The sequence below is a fragment of the Nocardia sp. NPDC019323 genome (assembly GCF_044389845.1).
Lineage (GTDB): Bacteria > Actinomycetota > Actinomycetes > Mycobacteriales > Mycobacteriaceae > Nocardia > Nocardia implantans.
On the sequence record NZ_JBIRYN010000001.1, the window covers coordinates 874,118 to 894,268 of the forward strand.

Annotated in this window: 24 protein-coding genes; 9 read left to right on the forward strand and 15 right to left on the reverse strand. The window is 69.8% G+C overall.

The features are described 5' to 3' along the window. Nucleotides 1–84: 84 nt before the first annotated feature. The 6 genes from ACH49X_RS04090 to ACH49X_RS04115 all read left to right on the forward strand — a co-directional run bounded on the left by ACH49X_RS04090 (nucleotide 85) and on the right by ACH49X_RS04115 (nucleotide 4,390). Nucleotides 85–813 (forward strand): amino acid ABC transporter ATP-binding protein, encoded by a 729-nt coding sequence (locus ACH49X_RS04090; protein ID WP_357206831.1) that lies wholly within the window; start codon nucleotides 85–87, stop codon nucleotides 811–813. Nucleotides 814–863: 50 nt separating this feature from the next. After that, nucleotides 864–1,700, forward strand: a complete 837-nt coding sequence (locus tag ACH49X_RS04095; RefSeq protein ID WP_195078850.1) for a glutamate ABC transporter substrate-binding protein — start codon at nucleotides 864–866, stop codon at nucleotides 1,698–1,700. Nucleotides 1,701–1,806: 106 nt separating this feature from the next. After that, nucleotides 1,807–2,487, forward strand: a complete 681-nt coding sequence (locus tag ACH49X_RS04100) for an amino acid ABC transporter permease (protein WP_357108091.1) — start codon at nucleotides 1,807–1,809, stop codon at nucleotides 2,485–2,487. Next, nucleotides 2,484–3,386 carry an amino acid ABC transporter permease gene (locus ACH49X_RS04105; protein ID WP_195078848.1) on the forward strand — a complete coding sequence of 301 codons (903 nt, stop codon included), beginning with the start codon at nucleotides 2,484–2,486 and terminating at the stop codon, nucleotides 3,384–3,386. The genes ACH49X_RS04100 and ACH49X_RS04105 overlap by 4 nt, the downstream gene beginning before the upstream one ends. Nucleotides 3,387–3,595: 209 nt before the next feature. After that, a complete protein-coding gene (locus ACH49X_RS04110) occupies nucleotides 3,596–3,940 on the forward strand; it encodes an FAD-dependent oxidoreductase (RefSeq protein WP_323124738.1) in 345 nt (114 codons plus the stop codon). A 3-nt stretch (nucleotides 3,941–3,943) separates the two neighbouring features. Beyond that, nucleotides 3,944–4,390: a heme-binding protein gene (locus ACH49X_RS04115; RefSeq protein ID WP_357108095.1), complete on the forward strand. Its 447-nt coding sequence runs from the start codon at nucleotides 3,944–3,946 to the stop codon at nucleotides 4,388–4,390. Nucleotides 4,391–4,866: 476 nt separating this feature from the next. Here ACH49X_RS04115 and recX read toward each other — a convergent pair whose 3' ends face one another. From recX to ACH49X_RS04130, 3 genes are all read right to left on the reverse strand, one after another. Continuing rightward, on the reverse strand, nucleotides 4,867–5,508 hold the full coding sequence (recX, locus tag ACH49X_RS04120) for a recombination regulator RecX (protein ID WP_397069160.1): 642 nt from the start codon (nucleotides 5,506–5,508) through the stop codon (nucleotides 4,867–4,869). A 196-nt stretch (nucleotides 5,509–5,704) separates the two neighbouring features. Next, nucleotides 5,705–6,748 (reverse strand): recombinase RecA, encoded by a 1,044-nt coding sequence (gene recA / locus ACH49X_RS04125; RefSeq protein WP_043728224.1) that lies wholly within the window; start codon nucleotides 6,746–6,748, stop codon nucleotides 5,705–5,707. 158 nt (nucleotides 6,749–6,906) lie between these two features. Next, entirely contained in the window at nucleotides 6,907–7,929 is a 1,023-nt protein-coding gene (locus tag ACH49X_RS04130; protein WP_323124737.1) for an Lrp/AsnC family transcriptional regulator, read from the reverse strand. 98 nt (nucleotides 7,930–8,027) lie between these two features. On the opposite strand from ACH49X_RS04130, the gene ACH49X_RS04135 reads away from it, so the two are divergent. Further along, a complete protein-coding gene (locus ACH49X_RS04135; protein ID WP_323124736.1) occupies nucleotides 8,028–9,434 on the forward strand; it encodes an MFS transporter in 1,407 nt (468 codons plus the stop codon). Between the two features lie 65 nt (nucleotides 9,435–9,499). Here ACH49X_RS04135 and ACH49X_RS04140 read toward each other — a convergent pair whose 3' ends face one another. From ACH49X_RS04140 to ACH49X_RS04150, 3 genes are read right to left on the reverse strand one after another with little or no spacing between them, the layout of a single operon-like run. Then, nucleotides 9,500–9,949, reverse strand: a complete 450-nt coding sequence (locus ACH49X_RS04140) for a nuclear transport factor 2 family protein (protein WP_195078845.1) — start codon at nucleotides 9,947–9,949, stop codon at nucleotides 9,500–9,502. A gap of 22 nt (nucleotides 9,950–9,971) precedes the next feature. Continuing rightward, nucleotides 9,972–10,856: a pyridoxamine 5'-phosphate oxidase family protein gene (locus ACH49X_RS04145; protein WP_195078844.1), complete on the reverse strand. Its 885-nt coding sequence runs from the start codon at nucleotides 10,854–10,856 to the stop codon at nucleotides 9,972–9,974. A 29-nt stretch (nucleotides 10,857–10,885) separates the two neighbouring features. Next, complete coding sequence (locus ACH49X_RS04150) at nucleotides 10,886–11,347, reverse strand: VOC family protein (protein ID WP_195078843.1); 462 nt, start codon at nucleotides 11,345–11,347, stop codon at nucleotides 10,886–10,888. Between the two features lie 153 nt (nucleotides 11,348–11,500). Here ACH49X_RS04150 and ACH49X_RS04155 point away from each other — a divergent pair, with 153 nt between their 5' ends. After that, nucleotides 11,501–12,016, forward strand: a complete 516-nt coding sequence (locus tag ACH49X_RS04155; RefSeq protein WP_357206833.1) for a CGNR zinc finger domain-containing protein — start codon at nucleotides 11,501–11,503, stop codon at nucleotides 12,014–12,016. Nucleotides 12,017–12,020: 4 nt separating this feature from the next. Here ACH49X_RS04155 and ACH49X_RS04160 read toward each other — a convergent pair whose 3' ends face one another. The 7 genes from ACH49X_RS04160 to ACH49X_RS04190 form a co-directional block, all read right to left on the reverse strand. Further along, nucleotides 12,021–13,250, reverse strand: coding sequence for a phosphotransferase (locus tag ACH49X_RS04160; protein WP_357206799.1), 1,230 nt, complete (start codon nucleotides 13,248–13,250; stop codon nucleotides 12,021–12,023). Further along, nucleotides 13,247–13,441 (reverse strand): DUF3046 domain-containing protein, encoded by a 195-nt coding sequence (locus ACH49X_RS04165; RefSeq protein ID WP_195078842.1) that lies wholly within the window; start codon nucleotides 13,439–13,441, stop codon nucleotides 13,247–13,249. The genes ACH49X_RS04160 and ACH49X_RS04165 overlap by 4 nt, the downstream gene beginning before the upstream one ends. A 63-nt stretch (nucleotides 13,442–13,504) precedes the next feature. Continuing rightward, complete coding sequence (locus ACH49X_RS04170) at nucleotides 13,505–14,662, reverse strand: nucleotide disphospho-sugar-binding domain-containing protein (protein WP_357206801.1); 1,158 nt, start codon at nucleotides 14,660–14,662, stop codon at nucleotides 13,505–13,507. Between the two features lie 59 nt (nucleotides 14,663–14,721). Beyond that, nucleotides 14,722–14,895 (reverse strand): hypothetical protein, encoded by a 174-nt coding sequence (locus ACH49X_RS04175; protein ID WP_039799283.1) that lies wholly within the window; start codon nucleotides 14,893–14,895, stop codon nucleotides 14,722–14,724. A 229-nt stretch (nucleotides 14,896–15,124) separates the two neighbouring features. Next, nucleotides 15,125–15,751 carry a PRC-barrel domain-containing protein gene (locus tag ACH49X_RS04180; RefSeq protein WP_357108110.1) on the reverse strand — a complete coding sequence of 209 codons (627 nt, stop codon included), beginning with the start codon at nucleotides 15,749–15,751 and terminating at the stop codon, nucleotides 15,125–15,127. A gap of 78 nt (nucleotides 15,752–15,829) precedes the next feature. Then, nucleotides 15,830–15,997: a hypothetical protein gene (locus ACH49X_RS04185; RefSeq protein ID WP_357108113.1), complete on the reverse strand. Its 168-nt coding sequence runs from the start codon at nucleotides 15,995–15,997 to the stop codon at nucleotides 15,830–15,832. Between the two features lie 161 nt (nucleotides 15,998–16,158). Further along, nucleotides 16,159–17,685: a phosphatase PAP2 family protein gene (locus ACH49X_RS04190; RefSeq protein WP_357206803.1), complete on the reverse strand. Its 1,527-nt coding sequence runs from the start codon at nucleotides 17,683–17,685 to the stop codon at nucleotides 16,159–16,161. 239 nt (nucleotides 17,686–17,924) lie between these two features. Between ACH49X_RS04190 and ACH49X_RS04195 the strand changes: the two genes are divergently transcribed. Next, nucleotides 17,925–18,125 carry a hypothetical protein gene (locus ACH49X_RS04195; protein WP_067809022.1) on the forward strand — a complete coding sequence of 67 codons (201 nt, stop codon included), beginning with the start codon at nucleotides 17,925–17,927 and terminating at the stop codon, nucleotides 18,123–18,125. A 10-nt stretch (nucleotides 18,126–18,135) separates the two neighbouring features. Here the strand turns inward: ACH49X_RS04195 and ACH49X_RS04200 are convergent, their stop codons facing one another. Continuing rightward, nucleotides 18,136–19,026, reverse strand: coding sequence for a hypothetical protein (locus ACH49X_RS04200; protein WP_357206805.1), 891 nt, complete (start codon nucleotides 19,024–19,026; stop codon nucleotides 18,136–18,138). A 138-nt stretch (nucleotides 19,027–19,164) separates the two neighbouring features. After that, nucleotides 19,165–19,980: a phage shock protein PspA gene (gene pspA / locus ACH49X_RS04205; protein WP_195078837.1), complete on the reverse strand. Its 816-nt coding sequence runs from the start codon at nucleotides 19,978–19,980 to the stop codon at nucleotides 19,165–19,167. Nucleotides 19,981–20,151: the final 171 nt, after the last annotated feature.

The window sequence follows — 20,151 nt, forward strand, 5'->3', positions numbered from 1 at the left end:
ACCATGACCGACGACGCAGCCGCTCCCGGCACGACCGGGGACGCCTCTGCCGGGGACGTCAGCGCCGCCACCAGCGCGCCGCCGATGATCTCGATGCGCAATGTGGACAAACACTTCGGCGACCTGCACGTGCTGAAGGACATCAATCTCGAGGTCCCCAAGGGCCAGGTCGTCATCGTCCTGGGGCCATCGGGGTCCGGCAAGTCGACGCTGTGTCGCACCATCAACCGGCTGGAGCCGATCGATTCCGGCGACATCGCCATCGACGGGACCCCACTGCCCGCCGAGGGCCGCGCGCTGGCCGCGCTGCGCGCCGACGTCGGCATGGTCTTCCAGTCCTTCAATCTCTTCGCGCACAAGACGATCCTCGAGAACGTCATGCTCGCGCCGGTCAAGGTCCGCAAGGTCAAGAAGGACGACGCTCGGACGCGCGCCATGGAGCTGCTCGACCGGGTCGGCATCGCCGATCAGGCCGACAAGTACCCGGCGCAGCTGTCGGGCGGCCAGCAGCAGCGCGTCGCCATCGCCAGGGCGCTGGCGATGAGCCCGAAGGTGATGCTGTTCGACGAGCCGACCTCCGCCCTGGACCCGGAGATGGTCAACGAGGTGCTGGAGGTCATGGTGTCGCTGGCCAAGGAGGGGATGACGATGCTGGTCGTCACCCACGAGATGGGCTTCGCGCGCCGCGCGGGGAATCGGGTGCTGTTCATGGCCGACGGCCAGGTGGTGGAGGACGCGGCGCCGGACGCCTTCTTCACCGCCCCGAAGTCCGAGCGTGCGAAGGACTTCCTGGGCAAGATCTTGAGCCACTGACCTGCCGGAACAGCGGCCAGCACACCCACTGGATAGGGAGAAGGAACTCGATGAGGATCAATCGCGCTCTGCGCATCGGCGTCGGGGCGATCGCCCTGACACTCGCCGCCGCGACCGCCACCGCGTGTGGCGGCGGCAGCGACAAGTCCGCCCTGGATCACGCCAAGGACGGCAAGCTCACCATCGGCATCAAGTTCGACCAGCCGGGCCTGGGCCTGCGGAACAAGGACGGGTCCTACAGCGGCTTCGACGTCGAGGTGGCCAAGTACGTAGCCGGGAAACTGGGCGTGCAGCCGAACGACATCACGTTCAAGGAGGCGCCGTCGCCGCAGCGCGAGACCCTGATCGAGAACGGGCAGGTCGACTACATCGTCGCCACCTACTCGATCAACGACAAGCGCAAGGAGAAGGTCGACTTCGCCGGACCGTACTACGTCGCGGGACAGTCGCTGCTGGTGCGCGCCGACAACACCGACATCAACGGCCCGGACAACCTGAAGGGCAAGAAGGTCTGCTCGGTGAAGGGCTCCACCCCGGCCCAGAACATCGAGAAGAACTTCCCCGATACGCAGCTGCAGACCAACGACACCTACTCGCTGTGCCTCGAGGGCCTGCGCGCGGGCTCCTGGGACGCGGTGACCACCGACGACATCATCCTGGCCGGTTACGCGGCGCAGAGCAGCGGCGCGTTCAAGGTGGTCGGCAAGCCGTTCACCACGGAGAACTACGGCATCGGGTTGAAGAAGGGCGACAAGGAACTGCGCGACAAGATCAACGACGCGATCGAGGCGATGATCGCCGACGGTTCCTGGAAGAAGGCGTTCGACTCGACCGTCGGCGCGTCGGGCTACCAGGCCCCGCAGTCGCCGACGGTGAACCGGTACTGAGCGTCCGCACTGCCCGCCCGGCACGGGTGGCCCGTCCCCGACCGGGCCGGGCCACCCGCCGCACCGCCCCTGCCCATCGAGACCCGATCGGAGGAACGCGTCCGCCGTGTTCGACCTGATCTCGAGGTACGACAGCCAAATCCTCGAAGCCTTCTGGGTGACCATCCAGCTGACCGTGCTGTCCGCGGTCGGCGCGCTGATCCTCGGCACCGTCGTCGCGGCGCTGCGCGTGTCTCCCGTGCCGGTCGCCCGCTGGGTCGGCACCGCCTACGTCACCGTCTTCCGCAACACCCCGCTCACGCTGATCATCGTGTTCATGTCGCTGGGCCTCTACACGACGATGGGCTGGCGCCTGGCCGGTGAGGGGCCGGACTCGTTGGCGCAGAACAACTTCCGCTTCGCGGTCGTCGGCCTGAGCATTTACACCGCCTCCTTCGTCTGCGAGTCGCTGCGCGCGGGCATCAACACCGTGCCGATGGGCCAGTCCGAGGCGGGCCGCTCGCTCGGGTTCGGATTCCTGCAGAACCTGCGGCTGGTCGTATTGCCGCAGGCTTTCCGCTCGGTGATCGCCCCGCTGGGCAGCGTGTTGATCGCGCTGACCAAGAACTCCACCATCGCCTCGGCGATCGGCGTCGCCGAAGCGGCGACCCTGATGGCGGAGATGACCGAGACCGAGGCCGCCGTCCTGGCGATCGGCGCGATCTTCGCGCTCGGCTTCGTGATCCTGACCCTGCCGACCGGCCTGTTCTTCGGCTGGCTGGCCAAGAGATACGAGGTCGCCCGATGAGCACGGGAGCTTCGGTCCTGTTCGACGCGCCGGGCCCGAAGGCGCGGCTGCGCAACAACGTCTACTCGCTGCTGGTCGTGGTCGCCGTGGCCGCGACGGGCTGGGTGCTCTATCGCGGTTTCGCCGACAAGGGGCAGTTCACCGCGGAGAAGTGGAAGCCGTTCCTGGAGGCGGAGGTCTGGTCGACCTACCTGCTGCCCGGTCTGCGCGGCACGGTCGTCGCCGCGCTGCTGTCCATCGTGCTGGCGCTGATCGTCGGCATGATCTTCGGCATCCTGCGGCTGTCGGACCATCGCGTGGTGCGCTGGATCGCGGGAACCGTCGTCGAGGTGGCGCGCGCCATTCCCGTGCTGATCCTGATGATCTTCCTGTTCGCGGTGTACTCCGAGTACGACCTGTTCGCGTCGGAGGACCTCGCGCTCGCCGCGGTGGTCACCGCGCTGACCGTCTACAACGGCTCGGTCATCGCGGAGATCGTGCGCGCGGGCATCCGCTCGCTGCCGAAGGGGCAGACCGAGGCGGCCGTCGCGCTGGGCCTGCGCAAGAACCAGCTGATGCGGTTGATCCTGCTGCCGCAGGCGATCACGGCCATGCTGCCCGCGCTGATCTCGCAGATGGTGGTCGCGCTCAAGGACTCGGCGCTTGGCTACCAGATCACCTACGTCGAGATCGTGCGCTCCGGCCAGCAGCTCGGCGCGGCCGAGCAGAACACGATCCCGGCGCTGATCGTCATCGCCATCGTCATGATCGCGCTCAACAGCGCGCTGACGCTGGTGGCGACCAAACTGGAGCAGCGGCTACGGGCACGCAGACGCGGCAAGGGCGGCGGCGCGGTTGTCGCCGCCGACTCGGTCATCACCGACGCCGCGCCCGGCGTCGACCTCGGCCACAAACCCTGAGTCCGGCGTCGGAACCGTTGCAGCGCAAGCGAACTGGCTACCGCGCGGCAATATCACACGGCGCGGATCGCGGCGCCGGAGTGTTGCGCTCGAGCTGAGCGCAACACTCGTGCCCGCGCAGGCGTCCGTTCAATCTCGTAGGCATACGCCGATCCCCGGTACGACCGGTGGGACGGTCATCAGTGCTTCAAACCTGCGGGAGTTGATCGATGACCAGCCGTACCTCCGCCCTTTTGTTCGACGAGTCCTTCCCCGACTGGGACGAGCAGGTCGGGATCGGCGGTGGCGCGTTCGCCTACCTGGCACCGGGTCAGCACGCGCGCTACCTCGCCGAAATCGGCGCCCCGCGTCCGTACCCGGCGCCGCGGGTGTTCTTCGCCGGCGAACATCTGTCGGTCGCGCACGCCTGGATCCAAGGCGCGCTGCAATCGGCGCTGGAGTCGGTGCGCCATGTGCTGGATCAGGTGAGCGTGCGGCTTGATCGCGCCACCTGGGTGCTCGCGTCGGTGAGCGCCGTGTGGGGCGCAATCCGCAAGTCCCCGACACAGGAGTAGGAAATGACGGTTACCACGACCTCGATCACGCTGGAACGCGCGACGCTCATCGTCAGCGAGGCGCTCGCCCACGGCACCGCGCACGGCTTCGACCCGCTCACGGCGGCGGTTCTCGGCCAGGGCGGCCATCTCGTCGCGTTACAACGCCAGGACGGCTCCGGCATATTGCGACCACAGATCGCGATAGCCAAGGCCTGGGGCGTGCTCGGCCTCCCCAATCGCGAGATCGCCCGCCGCGCGGCGGCCGCGCCTGCCTTCTTCACCTCGGTGGCGGCACTCGCCGAAGGGCGCATCCTCGACGTGCCCGGCGGCGTGTTCACCCGGGACTCGGCGGGCGGAATTCTCGGCGCGGTGGGGTCGACTGGGGCCGCGACCTCCTTGGAGGACGAACGCGCCGCCATGGCGGGCATCGAGGCCGCCGGTCCATCCTCCGACACAGGAGAGGTGTAGACCGACTATGCCGCACCCGAAACCCGCGCAGCGTTGCACCTCCGCCGCGGCGGTACGAAGGGTACAGACCTCGACCGCCGCGGGCCGGGCCCCGATCGGCTGTCCGAGCAGCGACAATCAGCAAACCGATCGAAAACGTCGTAGCCGTCCGAGATTCCGCTAGACCCGGGATCTCCCCAGTGCGGTGGCCGCACCCGGCACAGGTGAAGCCGCGCACCGGCCCTCCGTATCCCGCACAGCCGACCGGCGTGGAGCGCAGTTGTGAGCGGGATACGGCTCGGCCCGACCGGGCCGGATCGATTCGGCGATCGCCGACGACGACCGCGCATGGCTTCAGCCGCCGTCGCGAGGCGCCGACCCCGGTGCCGGCGACGAACACGCACGAGTTCGTGCGGTTGGACGGCAGCCGGTATACGACATCGCCGGACCGACCGGCCCCGGCTCTGCATCACCGGAAGCCACGTGCGCCATCGAGTTCAATCGATGGACTCGTCGAGGTCGCCCTCGACTCCCCGAGCTGCCAATTCGGTTTTGACCACCCGGTAGGCCGTGGACTGGCCGTAACCCCGCCGGGCGAGCATGCCGACGAGGCGGCGGATCGTCTTGTCCTGGTCCAGGTCTCGCGGCAGCGAGCGCAATTTGCGGCGGACCAGCTCGGCGGCGCGGGCCTCCTCGTCGTCGCCGGTGATGGCTTCGAGAGCGGCCGCGGCATCCGACTGCGCGACGCCCTTGCGCCGGAGTTCCTGCGCGAGCGCCTGTTTGCCTTTACCGGAGAAGGTGTGGCGAGAATGCACCCATTGCTCGGCGAAGGCGGCGTCGTCGACGAGCCCCACTTCGCCGAGGCGATCGAGCGCCCGCTCGCTCACTTCGGCCGAGTACCCCTTGGCGGCCAGACGCTGCGCCAGCTCGGCACGGCTGCGAGCGCGAACGGCCAGCAGACGCAGACACGCCTCCTTCGCCTGCTCGACCGTTCCGCCTTCGGCTCCGGCCGCTCCCGGAGCCGCCGATCCTCCTTCGGAGCCGGCCGATGCCGAGCCGGTCCGCGCTCCCCGGTGACTACGACGGGACCCAGCCGAGCGCACCCGCTGCGGATCGGATGCGCCCGGCCGGGTTCCCATGGTGTCCGGCGCGGCCGAATCACCTTCGGCCCTCCGGACGAGTTCGTGATCCTGCCCGCGCGACCGGGCGCCGTCCGGCGAACCGGAGGCGGACAGGAGTTCTTCCAGCCGGCGCCGCATCTCCTGCACCGCGTCGGCTCGTGCCCGCCCGGAGCCGGACGGAGCCGTTCCGGGCGAGCGACGGCTGTGCGTCGGCTCAGAAATCGGCGGGCACCTCCGCGGCCGCATCGGCCGTCACGTCGGCGCCGATGCCGAGCTTCTCCTTGATCTTCTTCTCGATCTCGTCGCGGACGTCGACGTTCTCCAGCAGGAACTTGCGGGCGTTCTCCTTGCCCTGACCGAGCTGATCGCCCTCGTAGGTGTACCAGGAGCCGGACTTGCGGATGAAGCCCTGCTCGACGCCCATGTCGATGAGCGAGCCTTCCTTGGAGATGCCGTGACCGTAGAGGATGTCGAACTCGGCCTGCTTGAACGGCGGGGAGACCTTGTTCTTCACGACCTTCACGCGGGTGCGGTTGCCCACCGCGTCGCTGCCGTCCTTGAGCGTCTCGATACGACGCACGTCCAAGCGCACCGAGGCGTAGAACTTCAGCGCCTTGCCGCCGGTGGTGGTCTCCGGCGAGCCGAACATCACGCCGATCTTCTCGCGCAACTGGTTGATGAAGATGGCGGTGGTGCCGGAATTGTTCAACGCGCTGGTCATCTTGCGCAGCGCCTGGCTCATCAGGCGGGCCTGCAGGCCGACGTGGCTGTCGCCCATCTCGCCCTCGATCTCGGCGCGCGGCACCAGCGCGGCCACCGAGTCGATGACGATGATGTCGATGGCGCCGGAGCGCACCAGCATGTCGGCGATCTCCAGCGCCTGCTCACCCGTATCGGGCTGGGAGACGAGCAGCGCGTCGGTGTCGACGCCCAGCTTGCGGGCGTAGTCCGGATCGAGCGCGTGCTCGGCGTCGATGAACGCCGCCACCCCGCCCGCGGCTTGCGCGTTGGCCACCGCGTGCAGCGCCACGGTGGTCTTACCCGAGGATTCCGGGCCGTAGATCTCGACGACGCGGCCGCGCGGCAGGCCGCCGATGCCGAGCGCGACGTCGAGCGCGATCGAGCCGGTGGGGATCACCGAGATGGGCTGGCGCGCCTCCTCGCCGAGGCGCATGACGGCGCCCTTGCCGAAGCTCTTCTCCACCTGGGCCAGCGCGAGCTCGAGCGCCTTGTCCCGGTCGTACGCCTGTGGTGCCATGTCCTGATCCCCTTTTCGACGGGTAAGTCTTTCTGTGGTTGGCGCCTACAGTAGAGCGCGGCACCGACAAGTTCCGGCGACCAGCCTAGACGAACAGGTGTTCGAGTCAAGCGACGCGCCCCGCACGCGCCGCGCCGCTCCCGGCGAACTCCGGGCGATCAGCGCACGAGCGCGATCCGGTCGGTGTCCAGCAGCGTCTGCGCCTGTTTGAGCACACGCAGGGAAGGCGTCACCTCCACGTCGGTGATCCCCGCCAGCGCGCCGAGCCGCTCGGTCACATACCGGTAGAGGTCCGCGGTGTCGCGGCAGATGATCGAAGCGAACAGGTTGGACGACCCGGTGGTGGCGGCGGCGAAGACGATCTCCGGGTGCGTGGCCATCGCGCGCCCCACCGCGTCCAGGTCGGCGGGCCGCACGCGCAGCCACAGCGCGCCGCGCACGCCGTAACCCATCCGCTCGATCGCGAAATCGACGTCGAAATACAGCACGCCCGCCGCGGTCAGTTCGGCCATGCGCCGCGCGACCCGCGGCGCCGTCCACCCGGTCGCGGCCGCGAGCTGGGCGTATGGAGCGCGCCCGTCCCGGCCGAGCAGCGTGAGCATCGCCTCGTCGGCCGCCGAGAGGTCCACCGACGCGTTCGGTCCCACACCTGAGCACCTCGGCCGGGCCGGGCCGAGTTCGTCCAACTGAGCGGCGGTGAGCAGGTGCCGATAGCGCGGCCACTCCTCGTCCAGCGGGAAACGATGGATGACCTCGTGCGCGGCCAGTTCCAGCACTTGCGGGGCGCGGGGCAGGATCTGCAACAGCAGCGCGTCGCGCCGCTGGATCGAGCGCGGCCTGCCGACGCAGGTGACCTCGGACCCGGTGGACAGCAGGGTCACCCAGCTCAGATCCGGGAAACGGGCCAGCGATTCGGCCAGCCGCAGCGCTTTGTCCGGTGTGGATTTCAGGCGCAGCACCCAGCGCGCGTGGCCCAGCGGCACCGCGTTCACCTGCCCGGCCACGTGCAGGATGCCGCGCTGTCGCAGGGCGCGGTACCGCCGCGCCACCGTCTGCTCGGAGACCCCGAGAACGCCGCCGAGCCGGGCGAACGGAATCCGGGCGTCGTGCACCAGCGCGTGCACGATCTGTTTGTCCAGCACATCGAGTTCGGAGGATTCGCTCGAGCTGTCGTCATCCACTAGAGGAATCTAACGCTGATGTGGCTGCGGATAGGGGGTTCCGGTCGATTGCCGCACGCTTGGCGTCGAAATCGTTCGAATCCGCCGTGGAGGCTCCCGTGAGGAAATGGCTCCCCTTGTTCGCCGCGTGCCTGGGCACGCTGATGCTGCTCATCGACGTCACCATCGTGAACGTCGCCCTGCCGGACATCGCCGCCGATCTGGACACCGGTTTGTCCGGCTTGCAGTGGGTGGTGGACGGCTACGCCCTGGCGCTGGCCGCATTGCTGCTGGTGCTCGGCTCGCTCGCCGACCGGGTCGGCGCGAAGCGCGCCTACCTGGCCGGACTGGTCGTCTTCGCGGTCGCCTCGCTCGGCTGCGGCGTCGCCCAGAGCGCGGCCGGCCTCGTCGCGGCGCGCGCGCTGCAAGGCGTCGGCGGCGCGGCCATGTTCGCCACCACGCTGTCGCTGCTGCACGCCACCTACACCGGCCGCGACCGCGGCGTCGCCTTCGGCGTCTGGGGCGCGGTGTCCGGCGCGGCGGCTGGCATCGGCGTGGTCCTCGGCGGCGTGCTCACCGAGGCGCTGTCGTGGCGCTGGATCTTCTTCGTCAACCTGCCCATCGCCGTGCTGGCGATCGTTCTCACCGCCGTCGTGTTCCCGCCCGCTCGGCGGCGGGCGGGCCGAGCGGTGGACGTGCCCGGCATGCTGGCCTTCGCGACCGCGGCGACGGCGGTCACCTACGGCGTCATCCGCGGCGGCGAGCACGGCTGGACGGACGCGGCCGCGCTGACCGCGTTCGCGCTGGGCGCCGCCGCGGCGGCGATCTTCGGTCGGGTCGAGGCACGCGGTGCCGCGCCGATGTTCCCCTTGGCACTGCTGCGCAATCGCGATTTCGGCGCGACCCTGTTCGGCGCGTCCGGTCAGACGTTCGCCGCGTTCGCGAGCAGTCCTCTGATCTCGCTGTGGCTGCAGCAGCAACTGCGCATGTCGCCGCTGCACGCGGGTCTGGCGATGCTGCCGATGGCCGCGACCGCGTTCGTGGTGGCGGGCGCGTTCGGACGGCTGCTGCACGACGTCGCGCCGAAGTGGACCATCGGCGCGGGGTTGGTGGTGGTCGGCGTGGGCAGCTGGCTGCTGATGCTCGTCGGGGCGGGGTCGTCCTGGGTCGCCCTGGTGCCGGGATTCGTGGTGATCGGCATCGGCATCGGCGTCAACGCGCCCGCCCTGGTCTCGGTCGGCATGGCCGCGGTCGCCCCGCAGCAGGCGGGCACCGCCGCGGGTGCGGTGAACACCGCGCGGCAACTGGGCCTCGCGCTCGGCGTCGCGGTGCTCGGCACCGTCTTCCGCGGGGTGGCCGACGCCGCGCAGCCGATGACGGCGCCGCACTTCGTCTCCGGGCTCGACGCGGCGTTCGGCGTCGCGGCCGCGGTGGGCATCGGATTCGGACTGATCGCGTTCGCGTTGTTCCACCGCCAGCGCGCGAACACCGGGGCCGACGCCGAGCGCCAGACCGTCGCCGCCTGACCCCACTCCCCCGCGAACGGCGGCGCCCCGGCCGGGCGTCGCCGTTTCGCACCGAGCCGGCAGTTCTAACGCTGCGGCAGCACGGACTCGTCACCCGGATCCCTCGGCCCGAAGATGCGCCGCTCGGATTCCTCGATCCGGACATCGTTGATGCTGGCCTCGCGCCGGGACATCAACCCGTCCGGCGCGAACTCCCACTGCTCGTTGCCGTAACTGCGGAACCACTGTCCGGATTCGTCGTGCCATTCGTACTGGAACCGCACCGCGATGCGGTTGCCGTCGAAGGCCCACAGATCCTTGCGCAACGCGTAGCCGTTCTCGATCGACCACTTCCTGGTGAGGAATTCGACGATGGCGTCGCGGCCGGTGAAGAACTCGTCGCGATTGCGCCACACCGAATCCTCGGTGTAGGCGGCGGCGACCAGCTCCGGATCGCGGGTGTTCCACGCGTTTTCGGCAGCCCGCACTTTGGCCTTGGCGGATTCCGCGTCGAACGGGGGCAGGGGAGGTCGCATGACAGCTACCTTTCTCGAAGTTTCACGGATTCACGGGAGAAAGCTCGGCAGGACCCCATCGCAACGCTCCCCCTGATCGCTCGACCACCTCTTCGATGGCGAAATCGATCGAGCACTGCGCGCCCGCGGTGAATGTTTCGGGCGCCCAGATCAATTCGGCGGTGCCGGTGAGCTGCAACATGGCGCCCGTGGACCAATCCGGGATCAGGATTCCGCAGCGGGGATCGACCGCGATGTTGCCGAGCGTCATGAACATCGAATTGCCCCGATAGTCCGGCCAGCGCAGCCGGGTGGGCGAGAGCACCTGCAGGAAGCCGGGATTCCCACCGCGGTGCGAGGCGTCGGCGTTGCCCTCCTCGTCCGCGGTCGCGACGAAGAACGTGTCGGCCGAGGCGATCGCGGCCCGCTGATCGGCATCCAGTGCGGCGCCGTGACGCACCTTGGGCGCGGCGGCACCGGGTGTGTAGCTCTCGACGTCCCGCCGGGAGATGTACTTGGGGCAGTTCGAGTACACCTGATCGGTGACAATGCGCAAGCCCGCGCCGTCCGGCGCCGATCTTCCGTTGACTCGCATCCGCCTGCGCCGCTGCGGTTGCAGGGCGATCATGCCGACGCGGGAGCGCCGGGTCAGCGCTTCGTGCAGCGGATCGGCGGCGGCCGGACGGGTGCCGATCGAAATGGTCCGCTCGTCCACCGCCCGGACGAATCCCGGCTGCCCGACCAGCTCGCTAGCCCACATCCGGCCCGCCGCGTCGGCGGCGGCGAGCACCACCATCCGCTGGTCGGCCAGGAAACCGGCGGCGACCGCGGGAATATCGGAACGGATCATGCGGCCGACCCGGTCGGCGATGTCGCCCTGCCCCATCCGGCGTTGCACGGCGATCTCCCCGCGATGGAACGCCCCCATCACGATGCTCCCTTCGCTACCCGGCCGGGTCAGAAGAAACCGCAGGTCGGTGCGGCGCCGCTGGGCGCGGGGGCGGATTCGGCGCCGCTGGGCGCGTACACTTCGAGCCGGATGCCGTCGGGATCGGTGAAGAAGATCCCGCCCGACGCGACGCCCTCGCCGTGCGCCACCACGCCGTCGTGGGCGAAGGCGACCGAGAGCTCCCGCAGCACCCGTTCCACCGCGCGCACCTCGTCGATGCTGCCGACCTGGAACGAAAGATGATGCAGCCCCGGCGTTTCGGTGGAGAACGCGCCGTCGCTCTGCTCCCACAGCGTGACGACCAGCTTGCCGTCGCGGCCGAGGAAGGCCCAGCGGCGCCGCTCGTCGGCGCTCGCGGCGATCTGGTCGAAACCGAACGCCCGGCGATAGAAGTCCACGGAGCGATCCAGATCGGAGACGTTCAGGCCGATGTGACCGGTGCTGAGCTGAGGCGCGGCGACCGAGGTCATGGGTTCCTCCTAGGAAGATTAAACCACCTTATGTGGTTTCACTGGTTATAACCTACCCAAATCCGGACGCCAGTGTCAACCATTAAAATAGTTTTACCGGTTAGAAAGGAGGTGGTGGCCGTGGCCGACAACGCGCGCTCGGTACCCTCGGGCATGCCCGATCCACGCCCCCACCTCGGTGAACCCCTGGCGCTCGATCTGCTGAACACCAGATGGATCGAGCACGGACCACAGGACCTGCTCACCGATGTCACCGGCCTGCGCACCTGGCTGGCCTCGGCGAAACTGACCGATCGCGCGACCGCCGACGAGGCCACTTTGCACGCGGTGGTGGCCGCTCGCGCCGCCATCTACGACGCGGTCGTGCACGCCTCCCCGGCCGGGCTCAACGACGTGCTCGACCACGGCCGGGTACGTCGCACGCTCACCGCGACCGGTCCCGCCGACCTGGTGGACGTCCCGGAGCCGGCCTGGCTGCCCGGCTGGCTGGCCGCCGACAACCTGCTGGAGCTGTTGCGCACCGCACCGGACCGGATCCGGCAATGCGCGCATCCGGAATGCGTGCTGTTCTTCTACGACACCTCGAAGAACGGCACCCGCCGCTGGCACTCCATGGCCACCTGCGGCAACCGCACCAAAGCGGCGCGGCACTACGCGCGAAAAGCCTGAGCCTTCAGAACAATTCGTCCAGCAGCCGGTAATACGTCAAGCGACTCTCGTCCGGCTCGGCCAGCCCGTAGGCCGCGAAGAAGGCCGCCACCTCCGCTTCACCGTGATCGGCGCGCAGATCGCGCGCGGCAAGCGCCAGATCGCGGTAGCGGTCGGCCACACCGAGGCCGGAGACATCGAGCAGGACCCCGTTCGTCAGCACGTTCGGCGGAGTGAAATCGCCGTGCGCCACCACCAGGTCCTCTCGATCCGGCCGCTGCGCCAGCAGCCGCGCGAGGATCTCCGCCGGGGTGGCTGCGGTGTTGTCGTCGTCGAAATCGTCCGCGTCCACGAGTCCCTCGACCACGTTGCGGCGCGCCCGCGCCAGCACGACGTCCAGGCTCTCGTCGAACGGGCACTCGGCGACCGGAATGTCGTGCAACCGCCGCAGCAGTCTGCCGAGCACCGTGCCGACCGACGCCGCGCCCGTGTCCGCAGACCAGCTCGGTGCGCCCGCGTCCGCGAGCACCAGCACGTCGTCCTCGAACGCCGCGACCTCCGGCACGGGTATCCCGTGGTCGCGCAGCCAGGTGAGCCGCTGATACTCGGCGACCGCCTTGGGCCCGCGCTCGAGCCAGTAGACGCCGTCGACGCGCACGACCTCACCGCTCATGCCCTCGTGCCGGTCCGACCAGCTCGGCGCCGCGCCGAGCAGCGCCGCGACGGTGGGTGGCAACGGGATCGGCAGCTCGTCGAGCGTGTCCAGCGCCGCGCGGGTGGATTCGATCTCCTCCGGATCGCCCTCGGCGATGCGCAGCCGCATCGCCTCGGCCAGCAGTTCGCGCGCCTCGGGCAGGTGGCCGCGCTCGGCGAGCGCCTTGCCCAGGTGCTGCACGGCGAACGAGAGCACCTCCGGCGCGGCCACCCGCGCGTGTTCCACGGCGCGGCGGTACAAGCGCTCCGCGGTGCCCGCGTCGCCACGGTAGCGGTAGACGTCGCCCAAGTTGATCCACACGGTGATCCGGCGCCGTTCGGTGTCCACCAGTTCGAGCGCGCGATCGAGGTGATCGAGCGCCTCGTCGTAGCGGCCGAGCAGCATCAGCTCGATGCCGGTCTGCCGGTAGCCCGCGAAGTCGTCGGGACGCGCCTGCGCCACCCGGACGGCCAAACGCTCCGGGTCGTGCGGGATCATTCGCTGCCGCTCGTCGAATCGGTACAGCGGCTCGTCGCGCTCCACCTGCCCGGGGGCGCTCACCAGCGCGTCCTCGGCACGTCGAACTCGGCGCACAGGGCGCGCCAGACGTCGCGGGGATCGGTCCCGGCCTCGATGGCTTCGGCGCCCGTGCGCCCGCCCAGCGCGGGAATCACGTGGTCGGCCAGCAGGGCGTCGCCGCGGGCCACACCGAACTCGGTGTGCAACAGTTCCTGAAACTCGGTCAACCGCACCGTCCCGAACTTACTCCGGTCGCACGCGTTCGCTGGTCAGGGGCACACCGGCACCCGCTCCGGTCACGAGTGAACGGCTTGGCGGACCTGGTGGCACAGGGCGACCGGATCCGGGAAATCGGGGGTGGCGGCGGCCTCCTGCGCCGCTCGGGTGTAGCGGGGATCGGCGAGGATCGCACCGACCGCGGCGCGAACGGCCTCGGGCGACAGCGGCCGGACGACAATCGAACTGCCTTGCCGCGCCACGCGATTGGCCAACTCCCACTGGTCGCCGCCGCCGGGAACGGTGACGATCGGCACCCCGGCGGACAACGTCTTGGCCAGCAGTCCGTGACCGCCGCCGCCGACGACGACGGACGCGTGGGTCAGCAGTTCGTCCTGCCGCCCCAGCCCCGCCGTGGCCCACGGCGGCAGATCGGCGGGCGGCGTGTCCAGCATCGAAATGGCCACGCGGACACCGGTTCCCTCCAGCGCCTCCAGGACGGTCTCGACCATGCCCGCCACACCGGTGTGCGCGGTCGATGGGGCGACCATGACCAGCGGTGCGTCCCCGGGCGGGAGATCGAGGATCGCGTCGGTCGGCTCCCACAGCAGCGGGCCGATCACGTGGGCGTTCTCCGGCCAGTCCGGGCGCGGTACCTCGAGCGCGGGCAGGGTGGCGATCAGGCGAGCGGCGGGGCCGGGATCGTCGGCCGGGAGACCGACGCTCTCGCGCGCCCGCCCGCGCTGGCGACGCCCGTTGCGCAGAGCACGCGCGGTCAGGCCGCGCAGCACGCCGTCGCGCACCCGTCCGCGCAGGCCCACACCTGGCGCGAGCCCGCTCCCGATGGGCGGCAACCCCTTCGACGGCAGGTACAGCGGGTGCGGGGACAGTTCCACCCACGGAACGCCGAGCCGCTCGGCGGCCATGCCGCCGCCCGCGGTCAGCACGTCGGAGATCACCAGTTCGGGCAGCATGGCGCCGAGTTCGGGCAGGATCTCGGTGGAGATGTGCGCGGCCCGCTCGTGGATGCGCTGCCCGGCGTCGGCGTCGTCGTCCACCGGTCGCGGCGCAAGGCCTTTGAGTCTGCGCACCCCGATTCCGGCGGCGAGTGCCGCGTCGAACCACCGCGGACCGGTGAACAGGACCGGCTCGTCACCGGCCGCCAGGAATTGGGAGCACAACGCGATAGCGGGGAATGCGTGACCGGGATCGGGCCCTGCGACGACGGCTACTCGCATCCGCCTAGCCTGCCACACCCTCGGGCGGGCCGATCACTCCCGCGTCGCGGCGTCCGCCGCTACAGCTTGCTCACCGTCGAGTTGTCCGACCCCGACACCGCCTTGTACAGCAGGTACAGCCCGAACACGATGGCGCTGATGACCAGGATCGGGAACAGGCCTTTGATCAGCGCGCCGATGACGGCCAGCGCGATCCAGACGACCGCGACGATGCCGATGATCTTCCACAACATTTCGATGCCTCCATGAGTCGGTTTCCGCTTCGAGCATGACACTCGGATCAGCGGGAATCACCAGGTGAGAAGGCATTTCGGGGTTGAAATCAGGGTTCACCCTTACTCCGCGGCCCGGCTGGGCACGCGGCGATCGGGGTTTCGGCGCCGACCGGTCGTTCCCCGTCCGGAACACAGACGCTGGTGCGCGCGTCGGCGGACGCGCGCACCAGCATCGGCAACGTGCCGCTCAGCCTTGACGCTCGGCGTCCGGCAGCTCTCCGGCCAGCGGATCGTCCTGCGGCATGCCATCCGGTTCCCGCATACCCAGATCGGCCGTGTCGATCGCGTAGGGATCGACCGTCGGTTCCCGGCCCACGCGCGACCGGTCGCCGGTCGGCGGCATCGGCAAGGTCTCCTCGTCCGGACCCGCGTGGTTGCGCCTGCGCGCCGTCACGACGTCTTCCGGATCACCGGTCCGCCGCTGCGGCGGACGGGTCATCGCGGGGCGGGCGCGCGGCGGCTGCGGCACCGGCTGCCTGCCGTAGACGTCCCAGGCGGACTGATCCGGATCGATCTGGTAGTGGTCGAACAGTTCCTGCTCGGCCTGCGGGCTGATCTGGCCGTTGTGGTCGAGCTGCGGCGAGGCCTTGACCGCGTCCTTGCCGACTCGCACCTGCAACACCGCCGACTCGGGGCGGTGTTCGGCGCCGGCCAGCGGGACCAACGCGTCGGCGCTGAACAGGCCGGTGGATACCGCGATCCAGGTGGGTGATCCGGAATTGTTGTCGACGTAGACCCGTTTGACCTTGCCGATCTTCTCGCCTTCGGGGCCGTACACCGAGCTGCCGATGAGCGTTTCCAGCATTTCAGTCATGGGTTCCTCCGCAGTTCGTCCGTGCGATGCGCAGCCCGACAGACCGCGGCTGGCCACCGCCCGTGCTGGGAAAAGAGTTCAATCGCTGATGGGTCGATCGGTGGCGTCGGGGGCCGCGGCCACGCGCTGCGCTCTGCGCGACAGCCGCACCGGGTCCTCGGCGCTGTCATACGTCAGATACCGGCTGACGTCCAGCCGCTGCGTGTCCTGGTCGAGCAGCGATCGACGATGGGAAACATCGAGCATGACGTGCTCCTGCCAGTAGTGCATGTGCCCGGCCCCAGACGAGGCCGGAGGTGATCAGCTACAGGGTGGCAACTACCCGTACTTCGGCCGATCAAACCGGACTCGCCTGGCAATTCGACGACACGCCGCAGCAGGAGGATAAAACAGCTATCTGCTAGCTATCAGGATCCGGCGCGCTCTGGACGGGCCTGCGCGCGGCCGCTCTTGATCAGCGTCAGCGCCGACGGGCCGCTGGTGAACCGGAAGTCCGTGCCACGATGGTCCACCTCGCCGTCGGTGGCCAGCGACACCGGCTCGCCGGTGACCCGCACCTCCACGCGGGAGACCCTGCGGTGCCGATAGGTGGGCGAATACTCCAGCGTGCCGGTGAACGTCGCGAAGACCAGCCGCAACCGCGAGAACGGGACGTCGGCACGCAGGTAGCGGACATCGAGCGTGCCGCCGTGCAACTCCGGACGCGACATCGGGATCTGGTCGGCCGGGTGGTAGGCGCCGTTGCCGACGAACAGCATCCACAGCGCGGTGCGCGTGCCATCGACGATGACGTGCAGGGGCTGGGCCCGGAAGAGCACGCGCACCATGGCGATTCCCGCCGCGGGCCATTTGCCGATCCGGCGTTCCCAGCGCTCGCGGACGCGAACGAAATCGGGATAGCCACCGAGACTGGCGGTGTTGACGAAGGTCCGTGGCTCGGCGCCGTCGAAGCGAACCTGCGCCACGTCGACGGCCACCGCTTCGCCCGCTTCCAGCCCGGCGACGGTCACATCGACCTCCGCCACTCCGGCGTCCCTGGCGAAGTGGTTCAGCGTGCCACCGGCGAAGACCGCCAGCGGCAACCGGTGCCGCACCGCGTACTCGGCGACGGCCGACACCGTGCCGTCCCCGCCGACGACGCCGAGAGCACGGATGCCGTCGCGCCGCAGCAGTTCGTCGACCCGCTCCCCGACATCATCGCCGCCGCCGAGTTCGAGCACGTCGGCGGCGGGCAACCGCGTGCGAAGGGCGGCGAGCGTATCGTCGCCGTCGCCCGATCCGGCGTGCGGATTGCCGATCAGCAGCAATCCTGCGCCTTGCGGCAGCGGTTCGATGTGCGCGACCGGACCGAGGACAGCGGGACCCTCGTCGCGCACCGCCCACCACCGCCGGGTGGCCAGCGCGATCGCGCCGCCGAACAGCGCGCCCGCGACCACATCGGAGGGCCAGTGCACACCGATGTGCACCCGCGAATATCCCACCGCGGCGGCCACCGGGGCGACCGCGACGGCCGCACGGGGCGATTCCAGCGCCATGCCCGTCGCGAAGGCCGCGGCGGAGGCCGCGTGCCCCGAGGGAAACGACGAGGAGACCGGCGGAGCCACCAGCCTGCGCACGAATGGAACGGATTCGTCCGGCGGACGGCGGCGCGGGAACAGCGGCTTGGCCACCCCGTTGGCCACGCCGCTGGCGATGCTCAGAGCGAGCAGCCCGCGCACCGCACCGCGGCGGGTCGAGCGATCCCCGGCGACGAACAGCACCGCTCCCAGCCCGATCCACAATCGACTCTTGTCGGCGGCGGTACTCAGAGCCTTCAGCACCCGGTCCGCCGGCGTCGCGCGCACGCGCGCGCTGCGACCGACCAGCCAGCGATCCAGGCTGCTCGTCATTCCGATCACCCCACCGTCGCGTTCGCGAGCCGAGAGAAACCGCATCGCTGCAGCCTACCGGCCGCCTGTGCGCCGCGCCTTGGCCCGCGGCGGGACACATGTGCTCAGGTGTCCACCCGATCCAGCAACGCGGTCGCGACCAAGGCAAGTTCAGTGCACGGATGTACTCTGATCTCGAACGCCAAACGGCGCTGCGCGACAACAGGGAAGGGATGATCGAATGACGCAGACACCCCAATCAGCACACAGTCATGCACTGAATCTCGTCTGACGGCGGGACCTCGATGGAACAGACGAACGAGCTGGCACAAGAACTCGCGGCCGCGGCCCGGCGGCACGGCTCCGCGATCGCGGGCATCGTCGGATCGGCCGCACGCAAGGCGTCGTGGGAGGTGCTCGATCTCATGGCCGAGAGCCGCGAACTCGTCGGCGCGGCGTTTCGCGCCAGGGCCGAGGAATTGCGCCGCCGGGACCGGCCGAGCTGACCGGACCCGATCAGATCGGTGGCCGTTGCGACGCGGGCACCGATTTGTCGGCCACCTCGATGAGGGCCTGCGCCCAGCCGTCCAGCCGGTCGGAGGCGTGGCGCAGGTCCGCCACGATGGTGTCGAAGTTGTGCCGCACCACGGTGTGCTCCGGGACCGCGAGAATCCGGCCCGCCGCGGCAACCACCTGCTCGTACTCCGCGACGCCCGCATCGAGCCTGGCCAGGATCAGCCGCAGGTTCTCGGTGAGCGCCACCGCCGCGGGGGAATCCGCGCTTCCGATGGCGCCGAGCCCCTGTTCCATCGCCGTGATGTCGGCGGCCAGCGCGTGCAGCGCCGCGGCCCCCGAAGCAGCCGTTTCGAGCATGTCGGCCAGTTCGTCCGGAGGCAGCCGATGCGAACGGGCGATCTGGGCGCCCATACCGTGCAACGCCTTCTCCGCGCGCACCAGACGCGCGATCGTCGGCCTGGCCTTCGACCACAACGGGGGGAGCTTGCGCGGAATGAAGGCCGCCTGCGGCAGCGGCGCTCCGCGCAGCCGCAGATAGCGGCGAGTGCTCAGCGCCGCACCGGTCACCAGCGCCACCGCGCCGCCGCCGACCATGACCACGGCCCACACCGGCGCCGAAAGGGCAACCAGGCCAACGGTTCCCACTGTGGTGAGGCCGGACACCGTGCCCAGCTGGAAGCTGCGGCGGCGGGCCCTGCGGCGGCGGCGCAACTCCCGCTCCCGTGGATCGGCCCAGCGGCGCACCGCGACGAGCGCGTGCTCACCGGCTTCGCGCAGACTGTCCGGCAGGCTGCCCGGCTGTGGCGCGAGCGCGGCCTGTGCCCGGATCATCGCCGTCCCGCGCAGGCGCCGCGTCTCGAGGCGCCGCTCGCGAAATGCACTGCCGCTCATACCTTCTCTCCCACCGGTCGCACCCATCGGACAGACCGAGACCCGACTCGGCCGACGGCCGGCCGGTCGGGTCCCCACGCCTTGTCCCCCAGTGAACCAGCCCCCACCGACACGTGTTCGCCGAACACCCGGTCGCGGCTACTGCTGCGCGGCCTGTCCCTTGTTCATCTGCGGCTGCGCCGCCTGTGCCGGGTTGATGGCGGGCTGGGCGCCACCGGCGGGCAGCTGGTCACCGCGCATGGACGCGCGGATCTGCTCCAGCTTGCTGTGCCCGGCCATCTGGATGCTGGCCTGCTGCACCTCTAGCATGCGGCCCTGCACCGAGTTCTGCGCCAGCTCCGCGGCGCCGAGCGCGTTGGCGTAGCGGCGCTCGATCTTCTCGCGCACCGCGTCCAGGCTCGGCGTGCTGCCCGGGGCCGACAGCGTGGAGTCCATCTGCTGCAGCGAGGCGGAGACCTGCTCCTGCATCTTCGCCTGCTCCAGCTGGCTGAGCAGCTTGGTGCGCTCGGCGACCTTCTGCTGCAGCAGCATCGCGTTCTGCTCCACGGCCTTCTTCGCCTGGGCGGCCGCCTGCAGCGACTGGTCGTGCAGGACCTTCAGGTCCTCGACCGACTGCTCGGCGGTGACCAGTTGCGCGGCGAACGCCTCGGCGGCGTTGGTGTACTGGATCGCCTTCTCGGTGTCACCCGCCGCGGTGGCCTGATCGGCCAGCAGGACGGCCTGGCGCGCGTTGGCGTTGAGCTTCTCGACCTCGTCCAGCTGCCGGTTCAGCTTCATCTCCAGCTGACGCTGGTTGCCGATGACCGACGCGGCCTGCTGCGAAAGGGCCTGGTGCTGCCGCTGGGCTTCCTCGATAGCCTGCTGAATCTGGACCTTCGGATCCGCGTGCTCCTCGATCTTGGAATCGAAGAGGGCCATCAGGTATTTCCAGGCCTTGACGAACGGATTAGCCATCGATTGATCCCGCCTCCATCTGACATGCCGCGCTCGGGCGCGACTCCAGTGCGCGACCGTCACGCACTCGATATGTGCCTATCCTCCACCATGTGGCACCCGGGCCGGGCGAACCCGGCCCAACCGACGCCTAACGGAGAATCTATCCGCTTTCCGCGCCGGTCCGCAGCG

Coding starts and splice junctions, on each gene's coding strand:
- ACH49X_RS04090 (WP_357206831.1), top strand. CDS start 85: ATGATCTCGATGCGCAATGTGGACAAACACTTCGGCGACCTGCACGTG.
- ACH49X_RS04095 (WP_195078850.1), top strand. CDS start 864: ATGAGGATCAATCGCGCTCTGCGCATCGGCGTCGGGGCGATCGCCCTG.
- ACH49X_RS04105 (WP_195078848.1), top strand. CDS start 2,484: ATGAGCACGGGAGCTTCGGTCCTGTTCGACGCGCCGGGCCCGAAGGCG.
- ACH49X_RS04110 (WP_323124738.1), top strand. CDS start 3,596: ATGACCAGCCGTACCTCCGCCCTTTTGTTCGACGAGTCCTTCCCCGAC.
- ACH49X_RS04115 (WP_357108095.1), top strand. CDS start 3,944: ATGACGGTTACCACGACCTCGATCACGCTGGAACGCGCGACGCTCATC.
- recX (WP_397069160.1), bottom strand. CDS start 5,508: ATGGGAACCCGGCCGGGCGCATCCGATCCGCAGCGGGTGCGCTCGGCT.
- recA (WP_043728224.1), bottom strand. CDS start 6,748: ATGGCACCACAGGCGTACGACCGGGACAAGGCGCTCGAGCTCGCGCTG.
- ACH49X_RS04140 (WP_195078845.1), bottom strand. CDS start 9,949: ATGCGACCTCCCCTGCCCCCGTTCGACGCGGAATCCGCCAAGGCCAAA.
- ACH49X_RS04145 (WP_195078844.1), bottom strand. CDS start 10,856: ATGGGGGCGTTCCATCGCGGGGAGATCGCCGTGCAACGCCGGATGGGG.
- ACH49X_RS04150 (WP_195078843.1), bottom strand. CDS start 11,347: ATGACCTCGGTCGCCGCGCCTCAGCTCAGCACCGGTCACATCGGCCTG.
- ACH49X_RS04155 (WP_357206833.1), top strand. CDS start 11,501: ATGCCCGATCCACGCCCCCACCTCGGTGAACCCCTGGCGCTCGATCTG.
- ACH49X_RS04170 (WP_357206801.1), bottom strand. CDS start 14,662: ATGCGAGTAGCCGTCGTCGCAGGGCCCGATCCCGGTCACGCATTCCCC.
- ACH49X_RS04175 (WP_039799283.1), bottom strand. CDS start 14,895: ATGTTGTGGAAGATCATCGGCATCGTCGCGGTCGTCTGGATCGCGCTG.
- ACH49X_RS04180 (WP_357108110.1), bottom strand. CDS start 15,751: ATGACTGAAATGCTGGAAACGCTCATCGGCAGCTCGGTGTACGGCCCC.
- ACH49X_RS04185 (WP_357108113.1), bottom strand. CDS start 15,997: ATGCTCGATGTTTCCCATCGTCGATCGCTGCTCGACCAGGACACGCAG.
- ACH49X_RS04190 (WP_357206803.1), bottom strand. CDS start 17,685: ATGCGGTTTCTCTCGGCTCGCGAACGCGACGGTGGGGTGATCGGAATG.
- ACH49X_RS04195 (WP_067809022.1), top strand. CDS start 17,925: ATGGAACAGACGAACGAGCTGGCACAAGAACTCGCGGCCGCGGCCCGG.
- ACH49X_RS04200 (WP_357206805.1), bottom strand. CDS start 19,026: ATGAGCGGCAGTGCATTTCGCGAGCGGCGCCTCGAGACGCGGCGCCTG.
- pspA (WP_195078837.1), bottom strand. CDS start 19,980: ATGGCTAATCCGTTCGTCAAGGCCTGGAAATACCTGATGGCCCTCTTC.